The organism is Nocardia sp. NPDC020380 (assembly GCF_044386975.1).
In the GTDB taxonomy this organism is placed as follows: Bacteria; Actinomycetota; Actinomycetes; order Mycobacteriales; family Mycobacteriaceae; genus Nocardia.
This window is the reverse complement of sequence record NZ_JBIRVQ010000004.1, coordinates 356,198-380,243: the sequence shown is the minus strand read 5'-3', so window position 1 is coordinate 380,243 and position 24,046 is coordinate 356,198. Positions and strand designations below refer to the sequence as shown.

Sequence of the window (24,046 nt, the reverse complement as noted above, 5' to 3'; positions counted from 1 at the left end):
TACAACCAGCTCAACGTATTTCGCGGTAATGCGGCTTTCTCGGAATGTCGCGGCCGGGTCGGGGGTGTGGGCGGCATTGAAATCGCTTGCCGTGCAAGGGCGTAACCGGACGGAATAAACCGTTTTCACATTTAGTCGGAACGCACTGTTTTCACATAACGGTCCGGCGTGTCTACCGCTGACGTGGCGATCCGTGCTGTTCAGTTGGTTGTCAGGTGTCGCCGAGGGGAAGGGCAGGTCATGGGCGTGCGTGCGGTGTCGAGGATCGCCGCGGTGGTGACGGCTGGAACTGCGCTCGGCGCGGGGATGTCGGCGCTGGCGCCCGTGGGGAACGCCGCCGGATTGTGCGGCGCCGACCTAGGGGATTACCGCGGGGAATTCGCGGCGCAGGAAGAAGCCGGCAATGTCCTGCAATTCGACGGCGCGGGCGGCATAACCTTCCGCAGCGCACAGCACGGTAACGGCAGCGGGATCTACGCGGTCATTCCCTCGGGCGGCTTCACGGCCAGTCTCCGAATGGACGCCAAAGGACCCGGAGCCCCGGCCAATGCGACCGGAATGGTGAAGACCACGACCTTCTACTGCGCCGCTCCGGGCACGATTGTCACCTCGTTCACCTCACTCGACCAGAGCGGCGGCCGATTCAACTACAGCCGGGCGAATTGAAAAGCAGTTCAGCCTTTTTCGCGCAGTAGCGCGGTGACGTGCACGGAAGTCTCGTGCAGCCGGTTGAAGATTTCCAGCAGCAGCGCCAGCTGTTCGTCGGTGTAATCATCGGCGATCTTGGCGAATTCCCTTGCCAGCACCTCGTAATGGGGTGCGATCTCATCGATGCGGTCCGCTTGCGCGGTGATGATGACCCGCCGCCGGTCCTTGGAATCGTGCTCGCGCCGGACGAATCCGCCGGCCAGCAGACGGTCGATCATGCGGGTGATGGCGCCGGTGGTGAGCCCGGTGCGCTGGGCGAGTTCCCCGGCGGTAGCGGGTCCGCCTACCCGTAGCAGGTTCAGGCAGCGCAGATCGGTCACATGCAGGCCGAGCTTGTCGGCCATGGCGCCGTGCAGCATGACGGCATCGGTGGCGCTGCGCTGGGCGGCGGCGGTCAACGCGGCGCCGAGCTGATCGTGTGTCGTGGTCATCACTTGACAGCTTAGTCTGATCGGGACAATATCTTATTCATTCAACTACTTCCTGATTCACTTGATGAAACGTTCAGATTGTTCGAGGGGATGTCATGACCACACAGCAGCTCACCGACGAAGCCGCCGTCCGGGCCCTGTTCGATCGGTCCAACCAGGCCTGGGAAGCGGGGGACGCGGTGGCCTATGCCGCGGTCTTCGCACCCGATGCGGACTATGTGACGTGGTTCGGTCAGCATCTGAAGGGGCGGGCGGCCATCGAGGCGAGCCACACGCCGCTGTTCGAGAAGTACCTCGAGGGCACGCGCATGGACGGCGAGCTCACCGGATTGCGTTTCGTCACACCGGATGTCGCCGTGGCGCACGGCCGCGGGGCGCTGGTGAAGGGCAAGCGCCGGCGCGGCCGGTTCAACACCAAGGTGAACGTCTATGTGGCGGTGCGCAGGGACGGCGAATGGGAATTCGCCGCCTTCCACAACACCAAGTACAGCTGGCTGTTCAATACCCTGTTCGCGGGTAAGGATTCAGCCCCGGCCTAGCTGAACGGCCTTGACCACCAACAGGACCGCACCGACGACTAGATAGCCGCGCAGGGCCAGCATGCCGAGTTTCGTCCCGGAGGACCAGGTCACCGGTTCGAGCAGGGCCAGCGGCGGCATCCGCCAGGAATCCCGCTCGGCCATATCGAATTTCGGTGCGGCCGGCGGGGCCGGAGCGCGTCGTTGCAGGAACTTCAGCACGCCGACCGTGATGATCGCCAGCACGACCAGCGCCACCGCCAGATACTCGGCCGTGCTGATCACGTTCAGGTTCGGGAACAGCGTGGTGGCCATCAGAATGCCCGAGAGCAGCAGCAGGACACCGACGATGAACCCGGCCACCACATTGAGCCAGGTCTTGTTCACCCACGGGCCCAGCACCTGCGGATCGTTGCACAGCAACAGCAGGAACACGCTCGCACTGGGCAGTAGCAGCCCGGCCAGCGCCTGCACGGCGGTGGTGATCAAACCCAGTGGCGCGCCGGGAATCAGGACGATCGCGGCCGCCACGATCACCATGGCGATGTAGGACAGATAGAACTGCTTCGCATCGCGGAAGCCGCGGTGCAGCGAATGCTTGATGCCGAACACATCACCGAAGGCGTAGCTGGTCGCGAGCGTCACCGCGGCCGCGCCGATGATCGACGCGTCCAGCAGCACGATCGCGAAGATCGAACCCAGGGCGTGGTGCGCGTCGCCGAGCACCCGGGCGATATCGCCCGCGTCCACGAACTTGCCGACCGAACCGGTCGCCCGCGCACCGAAATCCGCGGTCATGACGATCGCGGTCGCACCGATCACCACCACGAAGGCGCCGATGGTGGTGTCGGCGCGCTCGTAGCCGATGAAACGCGGCGTGATGCGCTTGTCGACCACATTGGACTGCTGGAAGAACAGCTGCCAGGGCGCGACCGTGGTGCCCACGATGGCGATGATCAGCAGCACGGCATCGGAAGTGATGCCACCGGAGACGCCCGGCACCACGAAATCCTTTGCCGCCCGGCCCCAGTCGGGATGCGACAGCAGCAGCATCGGAATCTGCAGCACGCTGAAGGCGATGAAGATGAACATCGCCCGCTCCCAGCGCCGGAAGCTGCCGCTGGCCATGATGGCGACCAGCGCGACCGCCGCGATCGGCACCACGATGTACTTCGAGACGCCGAAGTAGCCCGCGGCCAGGCTGACACCGATGAACTCGGTGACGATGGTGAGGAAGTTCAGGATGAACAGGTCGCCCACCGAGAACCAGCCCCAGCCGCGGCCGAAGCGCTCGTTGATCAGCCGGGCGTGGCCCACACCGGTGACCGCGCCGAGCCGGACCACCATCTCCTGATTGACGATCAGCACCGGAATCAGCAGCAGCAGCACCCACAGCAGGCTGTAGCCGTAGTTCTGCCCGGCCTGGGCGTAGGTGGCGACGCCACCGGCGTCATTGTCGCCGACCATGACGATCAGGCCCGGGCCGACAATGGCGAGCAGGGTCAGCATGCGGGTCTTGAAGGTGCGGGAATGCTCGGTATCGCCGACCTTGATCCGCCCGAAGGCGCCCTCGATATCGCCGAGGTGCGCCGAATCCAGCACGGCCGATTGCCGATTCGCGGCGGCCTTCGGGGCGCGGGCGGCCGGTGCGGTTTCGGCGGGCGCGGCGTTGTCCGTGGCCGGGGCGGCCGGTCTCTCGGTTCTCGGCTCGGATTCTACTGGTACAGAGCGGTTTTCGGAAGTATTCGTCATAGCTGCGCCGCGCCGTCCGAGTTCTGGGTGGGGTTCTTGACGGTCGGGGCCGGTTCGCGCGCCGGCCGCGGCGCGGGCTCACGGCGCCGCCAGTCGTCGGGAATGATGTCCTCCAGCACATCGTCCACGGTGACCACGCCGAGCACGCGATCCTCGTCGTCCACGACGGGCAGCATGTAGAGGTTGAAGTCGGCCATCAGCAGCGCGATATCGGTGAGGTCGGCATCGGGCGCGATGCGCACCGGATCGGCGTCCATGATGTCGGTGACGGCGCTGTCCGGTTCGGCCTGTAGCAGGGCGATGACCGAGACCACGCCCGCCAGCCGCCCGGCATCGAGCACGTGCACCTTGAGCAGCGCCTCGGGCTGCAGCGCGTGCGCCGACCGGATGATCGAGAGTGCCTGCGCCACGGTCGAATCGGGTGTGCAGGAGACGACGTCCACATTCATCAGGCCACCGGCGCTGTCCGGGTTGAAGCCCATCAGCGTGATGACCTTGACCCGCTGCCCGGCCGGCATGAGGTCCAGCACCCGGCGCCGGCGGGACTGCCGCAGTTCCATGATGGAGTCGGCGGCATCGTCGGCGCGCATGCGGCCGAGCAGGGCCGCGACCTCGGAATCGGACATGGCGTCGAGCAGGCGGCTGGACTTGTCGGAGTCCAGTTCCTCGAACACATCGGCTTCCAGCTCGGGATCACCGTGCACCTGGTCGAGGATCTCGCCGCGCTCGTGCTTGTCGGCATCCTCGAGCAGGTCGGCGATCTGGGCGGGCTTCAGCCCGCGCACACGCGCGCTCACCCCGCGAATGGTCATCGACTGGCTGTGCCCGATGAGCGGTTCGAAGGCCTTCCAATCCCGGGAGGCATGCCCGCCGGAGGATTTGAGCAGCCCGAAGAAACGGGCCGGGCGGCGGGTGTCGAGGCGGGCCAGCACCCAGCCCTCGGGGGTCTCGTCGAGTTCGACATCGTAGGCGCGGACCAGTTCCGCGGCCGCGACATCGATGAGCCGGTGGCCGAGAATATCGGCCTTCAGTAGGACTTCACCGTCGCGGCGTTCGAACGATCGTAGGTCGACCTTGTTGACCGACAAGACGATCCGATCCGCGCCGAACTCGGCGATGCGCTCGGCGGAAACGAACACCTCGCGCCCGCCCACGCCCACGACCACACCGGTCACGGGCGGATAGGCGTCACCGCCGGGCAGGCGCACGATCAGATCGTCCACGCGGCCGATGGACTCGCCGGATCCCGCGATGACGGGGGATTTCAGCAGCTGCGACAGATGGATGGTCGCAACCGGCTGCGCACTCGGCTGCGAGGTGGGTTCGGTCATATGAGCTCCTGTCTCGGCGTCCCCGGAAAACCGGCGACCACGGCCACACCTTGCACCCCGGCTGGTGCCATCTCTCGAATTCTGTCTCAACACCGAGCATCCGACAGGCCAACGAAACACCGCAGTTCGGCCGGGCCGGAAACCCGTTGCCCGACTTGACGAACAATACATAGCGGGTTCACTATGTGTTGTCAGCACCTCGCTAGGCGAGGCTCCTGTACGAACACAGGCCACTGATCCGACGACGTCGAGAGACGCCCAGGATCAGGACAGGTTTCCCCGGATTAAGGGGTTACCCCAGGTGGCTTCCCGCGTAGTGGGATACGTCGTGCAGTGCCGAAGCTCTGACGAGAGGGGTGCCTCACCCGCCGATCCGGCGGGATCACCCCCTGCGTACTGGCGTACCCGTAGCGACGTCCCCGTACGTCACGGCAGCAAGGAGGTGAGGGACGAGAAGTGAACGGTGATGACCCGTACCCGAGTAGGGCTCGGCACATTTCGTACCCAGCTTGCTGCGGCTTTCCGAACGCCTGACGCACCGCGTAATCGACCGTCGGCCGATTTCGGCGTGCCCGGAAAACCTTGCGGCGGTTGGCTTCACGCCAAGGAGCAAGTCATGGCAGTAATCGCTTTCCCGGCGCGCGACCACGTATCCCCGTCCGTCGCGCTGAACGGCATCCTCCGCCGATTCTGGACCCGCGCCCGGCTCACCGAGCAGGAGCGCGTCAATATGCGGGCCGCCCGGCCTCGGGCAGCTCTCTACACCGCCTCCCTGGGCGGTCACCCCTACCACTGGTAGCGGGTAGCGGCCGGCAGTCCCGGGCCTGGGTGAACATGCGCGTATCACCCCGTCCCGGGCTGTCGGCTGTCCTGAAGCTGTAAGTGCCACAACTGATTTCAGAGAGGGAGAAACGGTCATGGCCTTGTTCTCCGCCGGCGGGAATCGCCGTAATACCTCCACTGCCGAAGACAACCCCGCCCCGGGCGGCGCTGTCATGGACAGCGCGCACGTCGGCGATATCGTCGGCGCGCTGGGCCGCATCGGTCAGCACGACACCGCCGAAGGCCGGACCCGTTGGCAGCGGTTCCGCATGTTGCTCGCGGTCCTCGGACCCGGGCTGATCGTCATGGTCGGCGATAACGACGCGGGCGCCGTCACCACCTATACGAACGCCGGTCAGAACTATGGGATGGCCCTGGTCTGGACCCTCGTACTGCTCATCCCCGTGCTCTACGTGAACCAGGAAATGGTGGTCCGCCTGGGCGCGGTCGCCGGCGTGGGACACGCACGGCTCATCTTCGATCGCTTCGGCAAGTTCTGGGGCGCGTTCAGCGTCGGTGACCTGTTCATCGTCAACGCGCTGACCATCGTCACCGAATTCATCGGCGTCTCCACGGCACTGAATTACTTCGGCCTGCCCAAGTCGATTTCGGTGCCGCTGGCAGCGGTGTTGTTGTTCGCTGTCGTGGCGGGTGGTTCGTTCCGGCGTTGGGAGCGTTTCCTGTTCGCGTTGATCGCGATCAATATTGTGCTGTTCCCGCTGGTCTTCATGCTGCACCCGAGCGTCACGGCGACCGCCAAGGGGCTCATTCCGTCGCTGCCGGGTGGTTTGAATTCGACATTGCTGCTGCTCATCGTCGCTATCGTGGGCACGACGGTCGCGCCGTGGCAGTTGTTCTTCCAGCAGTCCAATATCGTCGACAAGCGGATCACCCCGCGCTGGATCAAGTTCGAGCGCTACGACCTGATCGTCGGCATCGTGATCGTGATGATCGGTGCCGTCGCGCTCATGGCGGCGGCGGCCTTCGGCCTGCCGCCCGAGGTCATGGGTAACTTCACCGATGCGGGCGCCGTGGCGCAGGGGTTGCACGACCATATGGGCAAGACCGTGGGTGCATTGTTCGCGATCCTGTTGCTGGATGCCTCACTCGTCGGCGCTAATGCCGTCGGCCTGGCCACGACTTATGCGCTCGGCGATACCTTGGGCAAGCGGCATTCGCTGCACTGGAAGATTACCGAGGCGCCGGTGTTCTACGCCGGTTACGCGGCGCTGCTCGCGGTTGCCGGTGCGGTGGCGTTCAGCCCCGATCATGTTCTCGGTTTGCTGACTCAGGGTGTGCAGGCCCTGGCGGGTGTATTGCTGCCCTCGGCCACGGTGTTCCTGGTGCTGTTGTGCAATGACAAGGCGGTGCTCGGGCCATGGGTGAACTCGGTGCGGCAGAACGTCGTCGCCGGCGTGATCGTGTGGACCCTGGTACTGCTGTCGCTGGCGCTGACGGCCAGCACCTTCTTTCCCGACCTGTCCACGGAGACACTCGAAATCGGGTTCGGTGCCGGTGCGCTGGTCGGCATCATCGGCGGCGTACTGATGGTGCTGACCGGTAATCGCAACGGGCGCAGGGAGATCGAGCGTACGGCCGCCGAGCTCGGTGGCCTGGATCCGGATCAGGTCGAAGAACTGGATTCGACGCCGCTGAGCCGGGCCGAGCGCAAGGCGATCCGGGCGGTGGACCGCGACACTTGGCGGACTCCCGCCCTGGACACTTTGGAACGGCCGGAATTCTCCACCGGGCGATTGGCGGGCATGATCGCGCTGCGCGGCTATCTTGCCGTGGCTGTCGTACTGGTGGTGGTGAAGATCGTCCAATCCATCGGTAGCTGATCTCCGCGCGGGCGGCCGGGCAACGTTTCGCCCGGCCGCCCTTCGGGTAAACCCGGGGTAAGCATCCGATCTCGTTTCGGGTGTCAGCGAGACCCGAAAATCGCCGGAAGGGCAACCAATGATCAAGAAACGGTCGCAATCGTCTTTTCCGGCGGGTTTTTCTCACGGTGCTATTGCTGGATGGTTGCGGGAGGGCATAGCGTCGAGTTCCGTTGATCGCATGACGTGACGCGGATGGCAAGGGTCGGGGACCAGCCAGTGAAGAGAACAGTCATGACTCGAAATCAACTTTCGCCCGCGAAACGACACGAATGCTCGCCCGCACCGGCCAAGGTGCTGATCGTCGAGGGTAATCCCGCGAACGCGGAGATGGCGGTGCTCGTGCTGGCGCATGCCGGTTACGACTCGCTACGCGTGCCCACCGGCGCGCAGGCGGTGGCCGCCATCCCGCTCTGGCACCCGGACCTGGTGTTACTGGATCTGGTGCTGCCGGATCTGGATGGTTCGGAGGTGTGCCGCCAAATGCGGCTGAGCACCGCGGCGCCGATTCTGATCATCTCGACCGAAACCGATGCCGCCGTCATCGATCTGGCGATGGCCGCGGGCGCCTCCGACTACCTGCGAAAACCCTTCCGCACCGGTGACCTGCTGGGCCGGATCCACGCGCGGCTGGCAACCGGAAGCGCTGCGGCACAATAGCGCCAGCAGCGAATTCGCTCTCTGGCAGGGCATCCACAGCTGAAAGTGTTACGGTTCTGCATCGAAGCAGGACGCGTGGTCGGCTGTGCTCATGAGGCGCTCCGCACCGGACTGCTACCGTCGGTTCCGCGTAGGAGGGCTCAGTTCTGTTGCAGGGCAATACTTCCTGGGATGGTCGCAGGTACGAATCCGATAATCGCTGGGATACGTATCAGGATGCGCCGGGCTATCCGGTGGACGATTCGCCCGGGATGTCCTGGGGCACAGACGAGTCGCCCGATGCCGGTTGGGACGCGTGGCAGGAGCCCGGAAGTCCCAGTCGGGACGGCTGGCCCGAACAGGCCACCGTCGGTGGCCTCGCCGCCCGGCAGGCCTGGCGGGCCACGCCGAAGCGCGCGCCGCGCGACCCGGGCGCTCACCGCCGGCCGTCGCTGACCATGCTCAAGGGGCGTGCGGTGATCGCCGCGGTCGCCGCCGGTGCGGCCGTCGCCGCCACCCAGTGCGCCTTCCAGGATTCCGTGCGTGAACACAAGGGCGCCGCCGATACGCAGGAACTGGCCGCCATGACGAAGGCGGATCCCAAGGGTCCGCCGCTCACCGGCACCGATGCGCACTTCCCGGAGATCCTCGACGCCAACCCGGTGGAGGATCCCAGCCAGTTCCAGGACATCCTGCAGAACGGCAAACAGTACGAAGAGGATGCCGCCGCCGAGAACGACAAGCATCTGCGCCCGCTCTGGGTGAAGTTCGCGTCGGGTGTGTTCACCTCGGGTTTCGGAACGCGCTGGGGTGCGCAGCATCTCGGTGTGGATGTGGCGGCACCCATCGGCACTCCCATTTACGCGGTGGCCGACGGCACCGTGATCAGCGCGGGCGCGGCCTCCGGCTTCGGTATGTGGGTGCGGTTGCAGCATGATGACGGCACCATCACCGTCTACGGTCACGTGGACACGGCCACGGTCTCGGTGGGTCAGCGGGTGATGGCCGGCGATCAGATCGCCACGGTCGGCAATCGCGGTTTCTCCACCGGTCCGCACTGCCATTTCGAGGTGTGGCTCCCGGGTGGCACCAAGATCGACCCGCTGCCCTGGCTTGCCAGTCGCGGCATCAACCTTGGTCCTGAAGAGGACTGACACACTTTCGCCCGCGTGCGGGGTTTGAATCATCGATTCAGTCAGTGATTGAAAAAGCGGCCGAGTCGTGATTGGCTCCGCATGTGACAGGCAAGGTTTCCGCGGGCACCCGTACCCGTTTGCTCGCCGCCGCCGAGCGGCTGTTGCTGACCGAGCGCTACGACGAGGTGTCGGTGCGTGCGATCTGCGCCGAGGCCGGCGCGAATCCGGCCGCGGTGCACTATCACTTCGGGTCCAAGGAAGAGCTGGTCGCCGCCCTGCTCGAGGATCGGCTCGGACCCCTGTGGGCGGATCGGCTCGCGGTGGCCACCACCGGCGAACGGTCCATCGCGACCGTGGTCGACGCCGTGCTCGCACCCTTCGTCGAACTGTCCGATGATCCCGTGGGCCGCTTGCATCTTCGCCTGCTGGCCCAATTCGTGCTCGGCCGGCACGCGGCGCTGTGGCAGCAGCCCTGGTTCCGGATGGACTCCTGGGTCGGACTGCTGCCCGACCTCAGCGAGCGGGAGAGCCGGCGGCGCTGGAGCCTGGCCTTCGATCTGATCATCATGCGTTTCGGCGGCGCGGGCACCGCGGGCCGGCAGATGTCGGCGGCCACGGTGACCGCGCTGCGCGAATTCGTGGTGGCCGGACTGACCGCGCCCGCGAAACAGCAGTAGTGACAGGCGTGTTCGCGCCACCGAATAGAAGAGGTTCGATGAGTAGCAGACTGGCGGGCCGGGTCGCGTTGATCAGCGGTGCGGCCTCGGGCATGGGCGCATCCCACGCGCGGGCCTTCGTCGCGGAGGGCGCCGCGGTGGTGATCGGCGATATCGCCGACGCGGCCGGCGCGGCACTGGCGGCGGAACTGGGGGAGCGGGCGGCCTTCGCGCACCTGGACGTCACGCGGTCCGAGGATTGGGACGCCGCGGTGGCGGAGGCGGTTCGGCGGTTCGGCAAGCTCGATGTGCTGGTCAACAATGCGGGCGTCCTCGATGGCGGACCCATCGGCACCTACACCGAAAAGCAGTGGCAGCATGTGCTTTCGGTGAACCTCACCGGTCCTTTCCTGGGGCTGACCGCCGCCCGGGACGCCCTCGTGGCCGCGCGGCCGGCCGCGGTGGTGAACATTTCCTCGGCCGCCGGTATGCAGGGTGTGGCGGGCATGCACGCGTACACGGCGTCGAAGTTCGGGCTGCGCGGGTTCACCAAATCGGCTGCGCTGGAACTGGCTCCGCACGGTGTGCGGGTGAATTCGGTCCATCCGGGCGGCATCGTCACGCCCATGATCGGTGCCATGACCGGGGACGTCACCGTCGATCGGGATGCCGACACGTTGAAGCGATTGGGCGCGCCGGAAGAGGTGACGAGTCTCGTCGTGTTCCTGGCCAGTAGCGAGTCGAGCTATTGCAGTGGTGCCGAATTCGTGGTCGACGGCGGTATGACCGCTGGGTCCACTTTCGGCTGAATTGCGGTGTGTGGGGCGACCCCTGCCGCCCCGTTCGCGCCCGACAGCCCTTAATCTGCTTGGGTGACCTCCTCCGATGTTCGAGCGATCTCGGTGTCCGGTAATGAGGTAGGCGTCGCCGAGTACGGGGATCGGTCCGGCCGTCCCGTTCTGTACTGTCACGGCATTCCCGGCTCGCACATCGAGGCCGTCGCCTTCGATCAGGCGGCGGTCACGCTGGGCATGCGCGTCATCGCCGTCGACCGGGCCGGCATGGGCGCCTCCGCACCGGTGTTCCCGCGCCGCGTGCTCGACTGGGCCGATACCGTTGCCGCCCTGGCGGATTCACTCGGGCTCGGCCGGTTCGGCATCATCGGCGTGTCGGGTGGCGGACCGTACGCGCTGGCCTGCGCCGCGGCTCTGCCCGAACGAGTGACCACCGCGGTGCTGGTGAGCGCACCCGCGCCACTCGACGAACTCAGCGCCACCGGCGAACTCGACGATGCCGCGAAGAAACGCCACCGCGGCCTGAGCATGCTGCGCCGCTTCCCGATCCTGGCCCGCCCCGCCGCCGCGCAAATGGCCGCCTACGCGCGCAAACCTGGCGGCGTCGAAGGCCTGATCGCGCAGATGTCACCCCTCGATCGCGAGCGCGTCCTTTCCGACCCCGAGCTGACCGCCAAGCTGGAAGCCAATCTGCGCGAGGCATTCCGGCAAGGCAGCCGCGGCTTCGCGCTCGACCTGCAGATCCTGGTGGCCCGGCCCTGGGGTTTCCGCCTCGCCGACATCACCGTGCCGATCCGGATCTGGCACGGCGACGCCGACCAGAACGTCCCGCTGTCCGATGGCCGTCACCTGGCGGCGGCCCTGCCCACCAGCCGACTCGAAATTGTCAGCGGCGCAGGCCATCTACTGTTCGTGGACCGCGCCGCCGACATTCTGCAATCGATCTCCGACGATCAGACCGACTGAGGCTCCCGCTTCCCGGCCAAGCGGGCCGCGATACGGTCGCGCCGCTCCTCGAACCGGAGCACATCCTTCTCGAATTTCTCCAGATACTCGGCCAGCTGCTCCCGGGTCTGCTCGCCCGCCGCGGTGAAGTCGTTGCGCTCGAAGATCTTCCAGGTACGAAGAACAGGCATGACCACGGATTCGAGATGCTGGCGCAGGTCGTAGATGCCGTGTTTCGCCATCAATGCGCCGTATCGCCGGAAGTTCGGGTTCTCGGTGCCCGGCATTTGGAAGTTCATCACCATCACCGCGATGGCTTGAATCGCTTGATCCGGGGCCAGATTCAGCGCGGCCTCGCACATGTTCCGGTAGAAGATCATGTGCAGGTTCTCGTCCGCGGCGATGCGCTGCAGCATGCGGTCGGCCACGGGGTCGTTGCAGACGGCCCCGGTATTCCGGTGGCTGAGCCGGGTGGCGAGCTCCTGGAAGGTCACGTAGGCGACGGCGTGCAGGAAGCTCTCGTCGGGCACGTCGTCGGGATGGATATCGGTCAGGTTCACGCCGGACATCGGATCGAATCCGCGGGTCATGGACAGCATCCGGGCCTGTTCGAGCTCCACCGGATCGACGCCGCGGGTGACGACGAGATAGTCCCGCATCACGATGCCGTGCCGGTTCTCCTCGGCGGTCCACCGCCCCACCCAGGTGCCCCAGGTGCCGTCCTGCGTGAAGTGCTGGGCGATCACGCGGTGGTAGGAGGGGAGATTGTCCTCGGTCAGCAGATTCGTGATCATCGCCGCCTTGGCGACGTCGGACAGTCGCGACTGCTCCGGATCCCAGTCGATGCCGCCCATGGCCGCGAAGTTGCGGCCCTCGTCCCACGGTCCATCGGCGGCGTGCACGCCGAGCACGGCTGGTCCGAATTCTCGCTCGATGATGCGGCGGTCAAACAGGCCGGGCTGGCGCAGGCCGCGACCACGATCGCGGTAGCGGACGCCACCAAACTCGGTGTGCGGGCCTTCAGCCAGGTGGCGCCGCTGGGAGCGGTGGACACCTTCGTCACCGATGAGAGCGCCGCCGATGCGGACACTCATCCGGGCGGCCCGCGCACACTGGAGGCGCTGCGCGAGGCGAATGTCGAAATTCTTTTTGCCTGAGGCTGTTTCAGAAATCTGGTTCACAAAGGAGCGCTCATCATGACCACCGTGTCCGGTCCACAGATGATCTTGGTTGCCGGTCCCTATCGCTCGGGAACCGGGGACGATCCGGACAAACTCGCGGCCAATGTGCAGGCGATGAACGACACCGCGCTGGTGCTCTTCCGGGCGGGACACCTGCCCGTCACCGGGGAGGCGCTGGCGCTGCCCCTGCTGGAGACCGCGGGCAATACCCGGCCCGGAGATCCGGTGTACGAGGAGATCTTTCACCCCATCGCCGAACGTCTGCTCGCGCGCTGCGATGCGGTCCTGCGCATCGGCGGGCCCTCGGAAGGCGCCGACCGCATGGTCGCCCAGGCTCGCGCCGAGGGAAAGGCCGTTTACACCGATCTCGGTCATATTCCGGACGTGCGGTAGCCGTACGGATTTCGTCAAGGACTACGCGCGGTGCGCTAGGAGGCCGTTAATCCGGCCCACGCGGACTCGCCGGCGGGACTGGATAGTCCTGTGGAAAGGGTATTTCGGAGAGACGCGGCGAGCGTCGTGCTGATCGCGGCGCTGATCGCCCTGCTGGCGATCCCGCTGGCGCTGGCGGCCGGGACCGCCGTGTACACCGATACGGCGACGCGTATCCGAGCGGACGATGCCTCGAAGACCGCGGTGGCGGCGACGATCCTGGACGATCCCGTGATCGGCGCCGGCCATCACCGGCAGGCTCAGGTGAGCTGGCCGGACGGCGATCGGACCCGCACCGGGCTCGCGGCGGTCCCGAACTTCGTCGGTCGCGGCGCGCGGATACAGGTGTGGCTCAACCCGGACGGCAGCCCCACCGACCCGCCCGCACCGCCGGATGCGGCTGTGCTGCAAGGGATCGGCACGGGCCTCGGGCTCGCCGCCGCCGTCTGGGCCATCGTGGCGATCGGTGTCGCCTATGTCCGGCATGCGCGGGAGCGGCACCGGGAGCCGTGGTTCGGCGCCCGGTCGCCCGGCTTCAGTTCAGCGCTGTGACAGCGGTTTTCGCGGCCGCGGCGATGAGCGCGTTGTCGTAGGGTGCGTCCTGCTGATCCTTGGCGGACATGACCGCGAGGACGAGTGGGGCGCGGTTGGGCGGCCAGATCACCGCGATGTCATTGCGGATGCCGTAGCCGCCATTGCCGGTCTTGTCGCCGACCACCCAGCCCTGTGGGACTCCGGCGCGAATCAGCGCGTCGCCGGTGGTGTTGCGGCGCAGCAGATCGGTGAGCATGGCGCGGTCCTCGTCGGTGAGGGCATCGCCCAGGACGTAGGCGCGCAGGTCGGTGGCGAGGGTGCGCGGGGTGCTGGTGTCCCGCAGGTCGCCGGGCGTGCCGGTGCTGAGTTCGGTTTCGAAGCGGTCCACGTTCGACACCTGGTCGCCGATGCCGCGCAGGTCCTGTTCGAGCCCCTTCGGGCCGCCCAGGTGATTCAGCATGAGATTGGCGGCGGTGTTGTCGCTGTAGCGGACGGCCGCGTCGATGACATCGCGCAGCGGCATCCCGTCGGCGACGTGCTTTTCGGTGATCGGCGAGTAGGTCACCAGGTCGGCCTGGGTATAGGTGACCTTCGCGTCCAGATCAGCGGGTGTGGTGCGTTTCAGCAGGGCGGCCGCGGCGACGGCTTTGAAGGTGGAGCAGAAGGCGATTCGATCGTCGGCCTTGTACTCGACGGTGCGGCCGGATCCGGTGTCGAGGGCATAGACGCCGAGGTGCGCGCCGAATTGGGTTTCCAGGCGCTGGAATTCGCTGTCCATGCGCACGGCCGATGCGGGCGAGGCGGTCGTGGTGCCGGCCGCCGATTTTGCGGCCTGGTGATCCGCGCAGGCCGCGAGGGGAACGAGCAGCGCGGCCGCGGCCGCGGTCAGAGCGGAGCGGCGGGCAAGGGAGCGGGTCGAGCTGAGCATCATCGTCGCTTTCCATCCGTCGGGTGCCGCTGGGATGCGGCGGTTCGCGATAGGGAGCTTCACATCCGCGCATGCATGCTGTCCAAGACAGAATTATGGGAAACCATGCCGAATTGGCATACAATCCGGCGCTGTGGATGTGGTGGCGGCGTGCAGAGCCTTCGTAGCGGTCAGCGGCCACGGTAGTTTCACCGTGGGCGCGGCAGCAGCGCGGATTCCGCAGTCCGTGGCCAGCCGCCGGATCGCCGCCTTGGAACAGCACTTCGGTGCGAGACTGCTCGACCGCACCTCGCGCACCGCGACCCTCACCGCATTCGGCCGCGACATCCTGCCCACCGCCCGGCGACTCGTGGAGCTCGCCGAGGCCATGGAATACGAGGCCGAACGCGCCAAACTGCGCCCGCTCCGCATGGCGGTACCGGAAATCTGCGCCCCGCTGCCACTGGCCCGCCTCGTCGCGGCCGGACAGGAGCAGCACGTCAATCTCGATCTCTGCCAGGCCGCACCGCGCGAGCGCGCGGAACTGGTCCGCACCCAGGAGGTGCGCGCGGCCCTGATCGCAGTCCCCGCCGACCAGGGCAGCTGGCGAATCCCCTTGGGGCTGGCCGATACCGAGGGGCCGCACGCGCTGCCGATGTATCTGGAAACCCTGCGGGCCGGTCGTGCCGACCGCGACAGCAGGCGCCGCCGGATCTGGCTCCAACCCGAGGACGATGTCCCGCACATCCGTGACCGCATCAACCGGCTGCGTGATGCGCTCGGTTTACAGCCCACCCAGGTCGTGCTGGCATCCTCGCTGGTGACAGCGGTGGCGGAGGTGCTCGGCGCCGGCGATCTGCTGCTCTGCTCGCCCGCCCAGTCCCACGCGCTGGGCCTGCACTGGCGCGAGATCGGGGAACTCGACCTCGCCCGAGGTTACGACATTGCCGCAGGTCAGCATTCGGATGCCGAGCGCCTGCGCGCTCTGCCGGCGGACGCGATCGGAAACTGCCTCGGCACCAATGGATTCGGATCGGAAGGTGGACGACAGCCGTGGGAATGACCGCCGCCCTGCACGCGGCTCGGCGGGAACTGGAGGATGCCGGACTGCGCGGCTCGTTCCTGGTCCGCGACCTCGACACCGGCGACGAGCTGGGCATCGACACCGAAACCGAATGGCCCATCGCCTCATTGGTCAAGGTGCCGCTGGCCGTGGCCACCCTGGAACGCGTCGCGCGCGGCGAGCTCGACCCGGCCACGCCGATCACGGTGGCGCCCGGCGGCCTCTCCACGCCCGGCCCGACGGGTACCGCGAAGTTCCGCTATCCGGCCACCCTCGCGCTGGATGATCTGCTGTACCTGTGCCTCGCCATCAGCGACAATGGCGCCGCCGACGCCCTGTTCGAGCTCACCGCGCCCGCCGCGGTGACCGCCGAGCTGCGCCGGCTCGGCTACGACGGTTTCGTGGTCCGCCACCTCATGCACGATCTCAGCGAGACGCCGGTGGAGTGGCTCGAGCCCGACCGCAAGCATCTCGCGCACACCCTCGCGATCGCCGGCGCTACCGCCGACCGCGGCCACTCGCTACCGCAACTCGACATCAGCCAGGCCAATACCGCGAGCGCGCGGGCCTTCGTCGACCTGCTGCACGGACTGTGGCGCCCCACCCGCATCGAACCGGGCGCCGCGGCACGCGTGCGAAACATTATGGCGGACAATCTGATCCGCCAGCGCCTGGCGCCGGACTTCAGCTCCGACGCCTCGCGCTGGTCGTCCAAGACCGGCACCCTGCTCAACCTGCGGCACGAGGCCGGCGTGGTCGAGCATGCCGACGGTCAGGTGCTGGCCGTGGCCGCCTTCACCGAATCCCGGGTCTCCGCCGCCGTGCAGCCGGGCGCGGAGGCGATCATGGCGAAGGTGGCGCGGATCATCCACAACGAGTTGCGGATCCGGCCCTACTGATCACGACCGTTCCCGATCACGACCACTGCCAGTCGGCGACGGCCGGAATGTCCTCGCCGTGCTCGCGGGTCCAGAGGCGGGCCTGCCAGCGCGCGTCCACCATCTCCTGCCGCAGCCCGGCCGCTTTCTCACCGAGTTCGGGGACGCGGTCGATGACATCCATGACCAGGTGGTAGCGGTCCAGGTCATTGAGCATCACCATGTCGAAAGGCGTTGTGGTGGTGCCGCGTTCCTTGTAGCCGCGCACATGCAGGCCATTGTGATTGGTGCGCCGGTAGGTGAGCCGGTGCACCAGCCACGGATAGCCGTGGAAGGCGAAGATGATCGGCTTGTCCTGGGTGAACAGGGTGTCGAACTCGCGGGAGGGCAGTCCGTGCGGATGCTCGTCGTGCGGGACCAGGCGCATCAGGTCCACCACATTGACGACGCGGACCCGCAGCTCCGGTAGCCGCTGCCGCAGAATCGACGCCGCGGCAAGGGTTTCCAGCGTCGGTACGTCCCCGGCGCAGGCCAGCACGACATCGGGGGACACGCCCTCCACATCATTGTTGCCCGCCCACGGCCAGATGCCGATGCCGCGCGCGCAATGCACGGCGGCTTCCTCGACCGACAGCCAATTCTCCTGCGGCTGTTTGCCCGCCACCACGACGTTCACGTAATGACGCGACCGCAGGCAGTGATCGTAAACGGAGAGCAGGGTATTGGCGTCCGGCGGCAGGTAGACGCGGATGATCTCGGGCTTCTTGTTCAGCACGACATCGAGGAAGCCCGGGTCCTGATGGGTGAAGCCATTGTGGTCCTGCCGCCAGACATGCGAGGACAGCAGGTAATTGAGGCTCGCGATCGGCTGCCGCCACGGCACCGCGGAACTGGCGTCCAGCCATTTGGCGTGCTGGTTGAACATGGCGTCGATGATGTGGATGAACGCCTCGTAGCAGGTGAACACGCCGTGCCGGCCGGTGAGCAGATAGCCCTCGAGCAGGCCCTGGCACATGTGCTCGGACAGCACCTCGATGACGCGGCCGGTGCGATCGAGTTTCTCGTCGTATCCACCGATTTCGGCCTGCCAGTCGCGGCCGGTGACCTCGAGGATGTCCTGCAGGCGATTGCTCGCCAGTTCGTCGGGGGCGAAGGTGAGGAAGTTGTCCGGGTTGTTCCGGGTGACCTCGCGCAGCCAGCCGCCCAGTACGCGGGTCGCCTCGTTCTTGGTCGCGCCGGGTGATGCCACCTCGACGCCAAAGTCACGCCAGTCGGGGATGGTGAGGTCGCGGGCGACGCCGCCATTGGTGATCGGGTTCGCGCTCATGCGGCGCACGCCGGAGGGATTGCGGCGCAGCAATTCCTCGACCGGATGGCCTTTCTCGTCGAACAGCTCCTCGGGCCGGTACGACTTCAGCCAGGCCTCGAGCACGCTCCGATGCACCGCATTGTCCCGGGCGCCGGGCAGCGGCACCTGATGGGCGCGGAAGGTGCCTTCCACCTGTTCACCGTCCACCACGGGCGGGCAGGTCCAGCCCTTCGGGGTGCGCAGCACGATCATGGGCCAGCACGGGCGCTCGTCGGCGCCCTGCTCGCGGGCCGCGGTATGAATGGCCGCGATGCGGTCCAGGCAGGTATCGATGGCCGTGGCCATGGCCTGATGCACCAAGCTGGGATCGTGGCCCGAGACCACGATCGGCTCGTATCCGTATCCGCGCAGCAGCGACACCAGCTCCGATTCGGGTATGCGCGCGAGGATGGTCGGGTTCGCGATCTTGTACTGGTTCAGCGCCAGGATGGGCAGCACCGCGCCGTCGCGGACCGGGCTGAGGAACTTGTTGGCATGCCAGCTGCCCGCCAGCGGACCGGTCTCGGCCTCACCGTCACCGATTACGCAGAACACCGTCAGATCCGGCTTGTCCAGGGCCGCGCCGAAGGCATGCAGCAGTGAATAACCCAGCTCACCGCCCTCGTGGAACGACCCGGGCGTCTCCGGCGCACAGTGACTCGGCACGCCGCCGGGAAACGAGAACTGCGCGAACAGGGCCCGCATCCCGTCGCAGTCCTGCGGAATGTGGCTGTACAGCTCCGAGTACGTACCCTCCAGCCACGCACACGCATTCGGTCCCGGCCCGCCGTGCCCCGGGCCCGCCACGAACACCGCGTCCAGATCCCGCGCCAGAATGGCCCGATTGGCATGCGCCCACACCAGATTCAGCCCCGGCACGGTCCCGAAGTGACCCAGCAGCCGCGGCTTGATGTGCTCGGGCGCCAGCGGCTCGCGGACCAGCGCATTGTCCATGAGGTAGATCTGCCCCACCGCAAGATAATTCGCCGCCCGCCACCACGCGTCGACGGCCTCCAGTTCCGCCGGCGCGAGCGGACCCGGCACCTCCTCGAGCCGGTAACCGGGAGGCGCGAGCGTCTCCCCGGCGCCGGAGGTGATGTTGTCCGCCGCCGTGTCACTGGTAGTGCTCACCGCTCCACCTTTCGCGCCGGGTCGCCGACCCGGAAACCGTGTCGATGTGGCCAGTCGTCAGGGAGAATTCGCGCGCGATCCATCCCCACCGTACCGATGCCCGCTGCCGCGGTGCGCGAACTGCGCGCGCCCGATTCGATGTTCGGGTGTCGTTCGCCTGACCGTCATCGATCCGTGCCCGGGCGGGCGGATGTCGGCGGTTCGCACGGAAACAGCCTGGTGAATGCCGTAAGTTTGCTGACTGGACGCGGTATCGATGCGATGCGGCCGTGAGGAGGCACCTTGGCGCGGGTCGACGGAAACCTGGAGGTCGGTGGTCCGGGGGCCGCCACGGCACGCGCCGAGCCGGTACAGAGCGGGAATCTGCCGCTGTCCGACGCCCAGATGCGATGGTGGGTGGCCCAGCAGCTGTATCCGGGCGTGCCCAACACGGTCGCCATGTACCTGGATCTGCGCGGGCCCCTCGACGTGCGGCTGCTGCGCTCGTGCGCCGGGCGCGCGGCGTGGGAAATGCAGTCGCCACATGTTCGCTTCCGCATGGCCGACGGGTATCCACGGCAGTATCTGGACCCCGATGCCTTCGAAGCGATGCGGTGGGAAGACCTCAGCGGATGCGCCGATCCGGTGCGGGTCGCGCTGGCCGCCATGGATCGCGATCACGACTCGCCACTGGACCTGCTCGCCGATCGGCTGACCGTGGCGATGCTGTTCCGGATCACGGCCGAACAGCATCTGCTGTATCTGCGCAGCCATCACATCGTGCTGGACGGGGTCGGCTCCGCGGGCGTGCTGCGGCGCACCATCGAGTTGTACGCCGGCGCACAGGATTCGGCCTGGCCGCCCCTGGGCCGGACCGCTCCCGCCGCCTCGCACGGGCCGCTGACCATCGCCGAGTTGCTCGAGGACGAACGGGCCTACGCCGATTCGCCACGCGCGCAATCGGATCGCGAATACTGGGCGCGGGAAGTGGCCGGAATCGGCGAACCCGCACGCCTGGCCGGACGACTGGCCGCCGGAGCCCGGCCGCACCGAGTGTGGGCCGAGGCCTCCGGTCGGACCGTGCAACGGCTGGCGGCGCTGCGGCACGACTCGGCGAGCACCTTCCCTGAACTGCTCATCGCGGCCTTCGCCTGCTACCTGGCCGCCATGACCGGCGCCGCGGACATCGTGCTGACACTACCGGTGACCGCCCGGCCCACCGCCGCGCTGCGGGCCTCGGCGGGGTCGATGTCGAACGTGGTTCCGCTGCGGCTGCGCGGGATTCGCGACGCGACGGTGTCGGACGTGATCGCGCAGGTCCGGGCGCGGGTGGTCGGGGCGCTGCGGCATCAGCGCTGCCGATACGAGGACATTCAGCGCGGCCTCGGCGAGAACCACACCGTGCGAGGCGGTTTCGGGCCCGTGGTGAACGCCATCCGCATACCCGAGACCCCGCACATGGGAGGCAGTTCCGTGCAGGCGCATCTGCTGGCCTTGGGGCCGGTGGAGGACCTGCTGGTGAACGGCTATCAATTCGGGCCGGACGAGCATTCGATCATCATCGGGATGCAAGCCAATCCGGGGCTGTACTCGGCGGAGACGCTGGAACTGCATCATCGGCGGTTCCTCGAGTACTTCGAGGGATTCCTGGCCGATCCACGGCAGGCGGTGCGCAGCCTGGACCCGGAACCGGTGGCGCCGAGTGCTGTTGTGCCGGGAACCGATCGACTCTTGCCGGATCTCTTGCGTGCCAGGCTCATCGAAGGCGGCCGGTCCGGCGTTGCCGACGCCGTGGCGCTGCAGGATGGCGACCGCTGCTGGACGTATCGGGAACTGGACGAGATGTCCTCGCGGTGGGCGCGCGAGTTGATCGAATCGGGTGTGGGGCCGGGCACATTCGTGCTGGTCGCGGTGCCCCGGTCGGCCGAGTCGGTGCTCGCGGTCTGGGCGGTGGCCAAGACCGGCGCCGCGTTCGTCCCGGTGGATCCCGCGGATCCGGCCCGGCGACTGGGCGCCGTGGCCGCGGATTCCGGTGCGCTGCACGGCCTGACCGTGACGGCGGTCCGCGCTGGACTGCCCGCCGCGGTGGAGTGGCTGGCTCTCGATGACGCGAGTACCCGGGCCCGGGTGCAGCAACGATCCGGTGCGCCGATCCGCGCCGCGGAGTTGCTTGTGACGCCGTCCCCGGATCATCCGGCCTATCTGATCTACACATCAGGTACCACCGGTACTCCGAAGGGCGTGGTGGTCACCCATCGCGGACTGGGACCGCTCGCCGACTACCTCGTCGAACACTATGGGGTGGACGGGAATTCACGCGTGCTGCATGCGCACGCTCCCTCGTTCGACGCGCATCTGCTGGAGTTGCTGGCCGCCTTCGCGGCCGGGGCGCGGCTGGTCGTCGAGCCGCCGGAGATCGTGGCCGGAGCCGAACTGGCAGGGCTGCTGAGCGCGTCCGGCATCACCCATTTCCTCACCACCCCGGCGGTATTGGCGACGCTGGATCCGGCCGCTGTGCCGGATCTGCGGGTCGCCGTGGTGGGTGGTGAGGCCTGTCCCGCCGATCTGGTCCGCCGATGGGCGCCGCACCTGCGCCTTTACAACGGCTACGGCCCGACGGAAACCACCGTCATGGCAACACAATCCGACTCCCTGGTACCTGGCGGCCCCGTGCCGATCGGGCCGCCGCTGCCCGGGGTCCGGGCGATGGTGCTCGACGCCCGGCTACAGCCAGGCGCGCCGTGCGGCAGCGGTGAGCTGTATGTAGGCGGGCCGGGAGTCGCGCAGGGCTATCGCGGACGACCGGGGGCGACGGCAGAGCGCTTCGTCGCCGACCCGTCCGGCGTCGGTGGCCGCATGTATCGCACCGGTGACCTGGTCCGGTCGGCGCCGGACGGCGTTCTCGAATTCCTCGGCCGCGCCGACGATCAGGTCAGCGTGCGCGGTCGCCGCGCCGAGCCGGCCGAGGTGGAGGCCGCGCTGCTCGCCCTGCCCGGAGTGGTCGGCGCGACCGTGACCGCCGATGACGGGCCACACGGCATCCGCCTGGTGGGTTACATCGTTGCCGCACAGGGTATCCGGCTCGATCACGCCGATCTCATCCGGCAACTGCGCGAACGGCTGCCCGCCGCACTGGTTCCCGCGCAGCTGGTGGACCTGGACCGGCTGCCGGTCACCGCGCACGGCAAGGTGGATCGCGCCGCCTTGCCCGCGGCGCCGGCCGTGCAACGGCCCTATCGCGCACCCGAATCCGGCCTGGAACAGCTGGTGGCCGCCCGGTTCGCGGCCGCCACCGGCCGGGAACGCGTCGGCCTGGACGACGATTTCTTCGAGCTCGGCGGCAATTCGCTGCTGGGCGTGGCGCTTTCGGCCGAACTGGCCGCCGAGACCGGCCTGCCGGTGACGGTACGCTGGCTCTACACCGCGCCGACCGCGGGGGAGCTGGCCGCCCGGCTGGCCGGGCACGAGGGCGACTCCGCCGGGGACGACGCCCTCGGCGTGGTACTCACCCTGCGCCGCAAGGGAACCCGGCCACCACTGTTCTGCGTACACTCGGCCGTTCCGCTCGCGTGGTGCTATTCGGGTCTGGCTCGACATGTCCCGGACCGCCCCGTGTACGGGCTACAGGCGCTGACACTCGCGGGTGAGCCGCAATCCGGTGTCACCATCGACGATCTCGCCGACGGCTATGTCGCGGAGATCCTGCGCGTGCAGCCCGCCGGTCCCTACCATCTGCTGGGCTGGTCGCTGGGCGGGCAGATCGCGCACGCCATCGCCCTGCGGCTGCGGGCGCGCGGCGCGGCCGTCGAGACCCTGGCCATGCTCGACAGTGTCGTCTTCCCGGACGATATGCCGCCACCGCCGGTGCCGCGCATGCGGGATCTGCTCACCCATCTGCTCGGTGAGGAGCCCGAGAACGCCGATGAGCTGCCGGATCTCACCGCCGAGGAGGCGGCCGCCGAATTGGCCTCGGCCGCGGCCTCGTTCGGCACGGGCCTGACCGCCGATCAGCTGGATCGGCTGCATCGCGGCTACATGGACGGTGTGCGACTCTCGCACGGTTACGAACCTGGGGTGTTCGACGGTGATCTGGTCTACTTCTCGGCCGCCCGGGGCGTGACCGAATCGGTGGGATCGGATATGTGGCGGCCCTACGTCACCGGCACTCTGATCGAGCATCCCGTCGCGGCCACGCACGCCCAGCTCACCAACGCCGACGTCGTGGCCGTCATCGGCCCGCTGCTCGCCGCCCACCTGGACCGCGCGGAGCTCCGATGATCACCGGTGCGCGGACGGGCGTGCGGTGGTGGAGCGTGTACGAGGACCCCGAGCGGTGGAACCGGGAGGGCCCGGAAGCGCGGGCGCTGCTGCGATGGGTGGACGAGCATGTGCTGAAGCCACATCCGGAACTCGGGCGGCCCGGCCCGGTATGTCCCTTCATGCGGCACAGCGTGACCCGTCAGCTGATCTGGGCGGGTTCCGTGGCGGGTGGCGACGCGGTGCCGGGGGAGCGGCTGCACGCGATCGTGGACGACGCCTTCGAGGCCTACCGCGGCCTGCTGCGGGAAAACCCGGCCGACGCACGGGGTCTGGCCCTGATCACGCTGTTTCCCGGAATGACCCGCTACGACCTCATCGAGGACGTGCACGGCGCCCGCAAGACACAGGTGGTCGGCGAGGGCCTGATGCTGGGCCAGTTCTATCCGGGCTGCCCGGTGCCGGGCCTGTGGAACAGCGCCTTCCACCCGCTCGATGCCCCGGTGCCCATGCTGGTGCTGCGGCCCATGATGAGCACCGATTTCCCGTTCCTGGTGGCCCGGACCGACTGGCTGTACGCGTATTTCACCCGCTTCGCCCCTGAGCTGCCGCGCAGACTGCGCTGGGCAATCTCGGAGCGAATGCGGGTCATGGGTCCGGCGGCGGCGGAGATCACAGCGCTGCGCGTGCATTCGGCGGATGAACACGCGCGCTGATCACCGAA

General features: G+C 67.6%; 21 protein-coding genes, 1 pseudogene and 1 riboswitch. Of the genes and pseudogenes, 16 read left to right on the top strand and 6 right to left on the bottom strand.

The genetic code is table 11. The features are described 5' to 3' along the window. The first annotated feature begins 240 nt into the window (after positions 1 to 240). Positions 241 to 666: a hypothetical protein gene (locus tag ACH438_RS12520; RefSeq protein ID WP_397004324.1), complete on the top strand. Its 426-nt coding sequence runs from the start codon at positions 241 to 243 to the stop codon at positions 664 to 666. A gap of 8 nt (positions 667 to 674) precedes the next feature. On the opposite strand, the gene ACH438_RS12515 is transcribed toward ACH438_RS12520, so the two are convergent. Next, positions 675 to 1,139: a MarR family winged helix-turn-helix transcriptional regulator gene (locus ACH438_RS12515; protein WP_397004322.1), complete on the bottom strand. Its 465-nt coding sequence runs from the start codon at positions 1,137 to 1,139 to the stop codon at positions 675 to 677. A 95-nt stretch (positions 1,140 to 1,234) separates the two neighbouring features. Between ACH438_RS12515 and ACH438_RS12510 the strand changes: the two genes are divergently transcribed. Continuing rightward, complete coding sequence (locus tag ACH438_RS12510; protein WP_397004320.1) at positions 1,235 to 1,678, top strand: SgcJ/EcaC family oxidoreductase; 444 nt, start codon at positions 1,235 to 1,237, stop codon at positions 1,676 to 1,678. On the opposite strand, the gene ACH438_RS12505 is transcribed toward ACH438_RS12510, so the two are convergent. Together ACH438_RS12505 and ACH438_RS12500 are read right to left on the bottom strand one after the other, a co-directional pair. Further along, complete coding sequence (locus ACH438_RS12505; RefSeq protein WP_397004870.1) at positions 1,664 to 3,259, bottom strand: NRAMP family divalent metal transporter; 1,596 nt, start codon at positions 3,257 to 3,259, stop codon at positions 1,664 to 1,666. The genes ACH438_RS12510 and ACH438_RS12505 overlap by 15 nt on opposite strands. Positions 3,260 to 3,405: 146 nt before the next feature. Next, entirely contained in the window at positions 3,406 to 4,740 is a 1,335-nt protein-coding gene (locus tag ACH438_RS12500; protein WP_397004318.1) for a magnesium transporter MgtE N-terminal domain-containing protein, read from the bottom strand. 191 nt (positions 4,741 to 4,931) lie between these two features. After that, a riboswitch (M-box (ykoK) riboswitch) is annotated at positions 4,932 to 5,103 on the top strand. A 253-nt stretch (positions 5,104 to 5,356) separates the two neighbouring features. Here ACH438_RS12500 and ACH438_RS12495 point away from each other — a divergent pair. The 7 genes from ACH438_RS12495 (at position 5,357) to ACH438_RS12465 (ending at position 11,633) form a co-directional block, all read left to right on the top strand. After that, positions 5,357 to 5,539 carry a hypothetical protein gene (locus tag ACH438_RS12495; protein WP_397004316.1) on the top strand — a complete coding sequence of 61 codons (183 nt, stop codon included), beginning with the start codon at positions 5,357 to 5,359 and terminating at the stop codon, positions 5,537 to 5,539. A gap of 118 nt (positions 5,540 to 5,657) precedes the next feature. Continuing rightward, on the top strand, positions 5,658 to 7,403 hold the full coding sequence (locus ACH438_RS12490; RefSeq protein ID WP_397004314.1) for an NRAMP family divalent metal transporter: 1,746 nt from the start codon (positions 5,658 to 5,660) through the stop codon (positions 7,401 to 7,403). A gap of 273 nt (positions 7,404 to 7,676) precedes the next feature. Continuing rightward, positions 7,677 to 8,102: a response regulator gene (locus ACH438_RS12485; protein WP_397004312.1), complete on the top strand. Its 426-nt coding sequence runs from the start codon at positions 7,677 to 7,679 to the stop codon at positions 8,100 to 8,102. A 149-nt stretch (positions 8,103 to 8,251) separates the two neighbouring features. Further along, the gene (locus ACH438_RS12480; RefSeq protein ID WP_397004310.1) at positions 8,252 to 9,235 is read left to right on the top strand and encodes a M23 family metallopeptidase; all 984 of its coding nucleotides are present in this window, start codon (positions 8,252 to 8,254) and stop codon (positions 9,233 to 9,235) included. A gap of 83 nt (positions 9,236 to 9,318) precedes the next feature. Then, complete coding sequence (locus ACH438_RS12475) at positions 9,319 to 9,894, top strand: TetR/AcrR family transcriptional regulator (RefSeq protein WP_397004308.1); 576 nt, start codon at positions 9,319 to 9,321, stop codon at positions 9,892 to 9,894. A gap of 38 nt (positions 9,895 to 9,932) precedes the next feature. Next, the gene (locus ACH438_RS12470) at positions 9,933 to 10,682 is read left to right on the top strand and encodes an SDR family oxidoreductase (protein ID WP_397004306.1); all 750 of its coding nucleotides are present in this window, start codon (positions 9,933 to 9,935) and stop codon (positions 10,680 to 10,682) included. Between the two features lie 63 nt (positions 10,683 to 10,745). Beyond that, the gene (locus tag ACH438_RS12465; protein ID WP_397004304.1) at positions 10,746 to 11,633 is read left to right on the top strand and encodes an alpha/beta fold hydrolase; all 888 of its coding nucleotides are present in this window, start codon (positions 10,746 to 10,748) and stop codon (positions 11,631 to 11,633) included. On the opposite strand, the pseudogene ACH438_RS12460 reads toward ACH438_RS12465, so the two are convergent. Continuing rightward, a pseudogene (locus ACH438_RS12460) lies at positions 11,621 to 12,496 on the bottom strand (acyl-ACP desaturase); the annotation flags it as partial. The gene ACH438_RS12465 and the pseudogene ACH438_RS12460 sit on opposite strands and share 13 nt — an antisense overlap. A gap of 12 nt (positions 12,497 to 12,508) precedes the next feature. Here ACH438_RS12460 and ACH438_RS12455 point away from each other — a divergent pair. The 3 genes from ACH438_RS12455 (at position 12,509) to ACH438_RS12445 (ending at position 13,777) form a co-directional block, all read left to right on the top strand. Beyond that, the gene (locus ACH438_RS12455; protein ID WP_397004302.1) at positions 12,509 to 12,769 is read left to right on the top strand and encodes a hypothetical protein; all 261 of its coding nucleotides are present in this window, start codon (positions 12,509 to 12,511) and stop codon (positions 12,767 to 12,769) included. A 39-nt stretch (positions 12,770 to 12,808) separates the two neighbouring features. Continuing rightward, entirely contained in the window at positions 12,809 to 13,186 is a 378-nt protein-coding gene (locus ACH438_RS12450) for a hypothetical protein (RefSeq protein ID WP_397004300.1), read from the top strand. Between the two features lie 90 nt (positions 13,187 to 13,276). Further along, complete coding sequence (locus ACH438_RS12445; RefSeq protein ID WP_397004298.1) at positions 13,277 to 13,777, top strand: hypothetical protein; 501 nt, start codon at positions 13,277 to 13,279, stop codon at positions 13,775 to 13,777. Here ACH438_RS12445 and bla read toward each other — a convergent pair. Then, positions 13,761 to 14,687 carry a class A beta-lactamase gene (gene bla / locus ACH438_RS12440; protein ID WP_397004868.1) on the bottom strand — a complete coding sequence of 309 codons (927 nt, stop codon included), beginning with the start codon at positions 14,685 to 14,687 and terminating at the stop codon, positions 13,761 to 13,763. The genes ACH438_RS12445 and bla overlap by 17 nt on opposite strands. 133 nt (positions 14,688 to 14,820) lie before the next feature. Here bla and ACH438_RS12435 point away from each other — a divergent pair, with 133 nt between their 5' ends. Continuing rightward, positions 14,821 to 15,729, top strand: coding sequence for a LysR family transcriptional regulator (locus tag ACH438_RS12435; RefSeq protein WP_397004296.1), 909 nt, complete (start codon positions 14,821 to 14,823; stop codon positions 15,727 to 15,729). Next, positions 15,726 to 16,628 (top strand): serine hydrolase, encoded by a 903-nt coding sequence (locus ACH438_RS12430; protein ID WP_397004866.1) that lies wholly within the window; start codon positions 15,726 to 15,728, stop codon positions 16,626 to 16,628. Before ACH438_RS12435 ends, ACH438_RS12430 begins: the two co-directional genes overlap by 4 nt. Positions 16,629 to 16,644: 16 nt before the next feature. Here the strand turns inward: ACH438_RS12430 and ACH438_RS12425 are convergent, their stop codons facing one another. Further along, positions 16,645 to 19,086: a phosphoketolase gene (locus ACH438_RS12425; RefSeq protein WP_397004294.1), complete on the bottom strand. Its 2,442-nt coding sequence runs from the start codon at positions 19,084 to 19,086 to the stop codon at positions 16,645 to 16,647. 282 nt (positions 19,087 to 19,368) lie between these two features. Here ACH438_RS12425 and ACH438_RS12420 point away from each other — a divergent pair, with 282 nt between their 5' ends. Further along, on the top strand, positions 19,369 to 23,343 hold the full coding sequence (locus ACH438_RS12420; protein WP_397004292.1) for an amino acid adenylation domain-containing protein: 3,975 nt from the start codon (positions 19,369 to 19,371) through the stop codon (positions 23,341 to 23,343). Continuing rightward, positions 23,340 to 24,038 carry a DUF6875 domain-containing protein gene (locus ACH438_RS12415; RefSeq protein WP_397004290.1) on the top strand — a complete coding sequence of 233 codons (699 nt, stop codon included), beginning with the start codon at positions 23,340 to 23,342 and terminating at the stop codon, positions 24,036 to 24,038. Before ACH438_RS12420 ends, ACH438_RS12415 begins: the two co-directional genes overlap by 4 nt. Positions 24,039 to 24,046 lie beyond the last annotated feature (8 nt).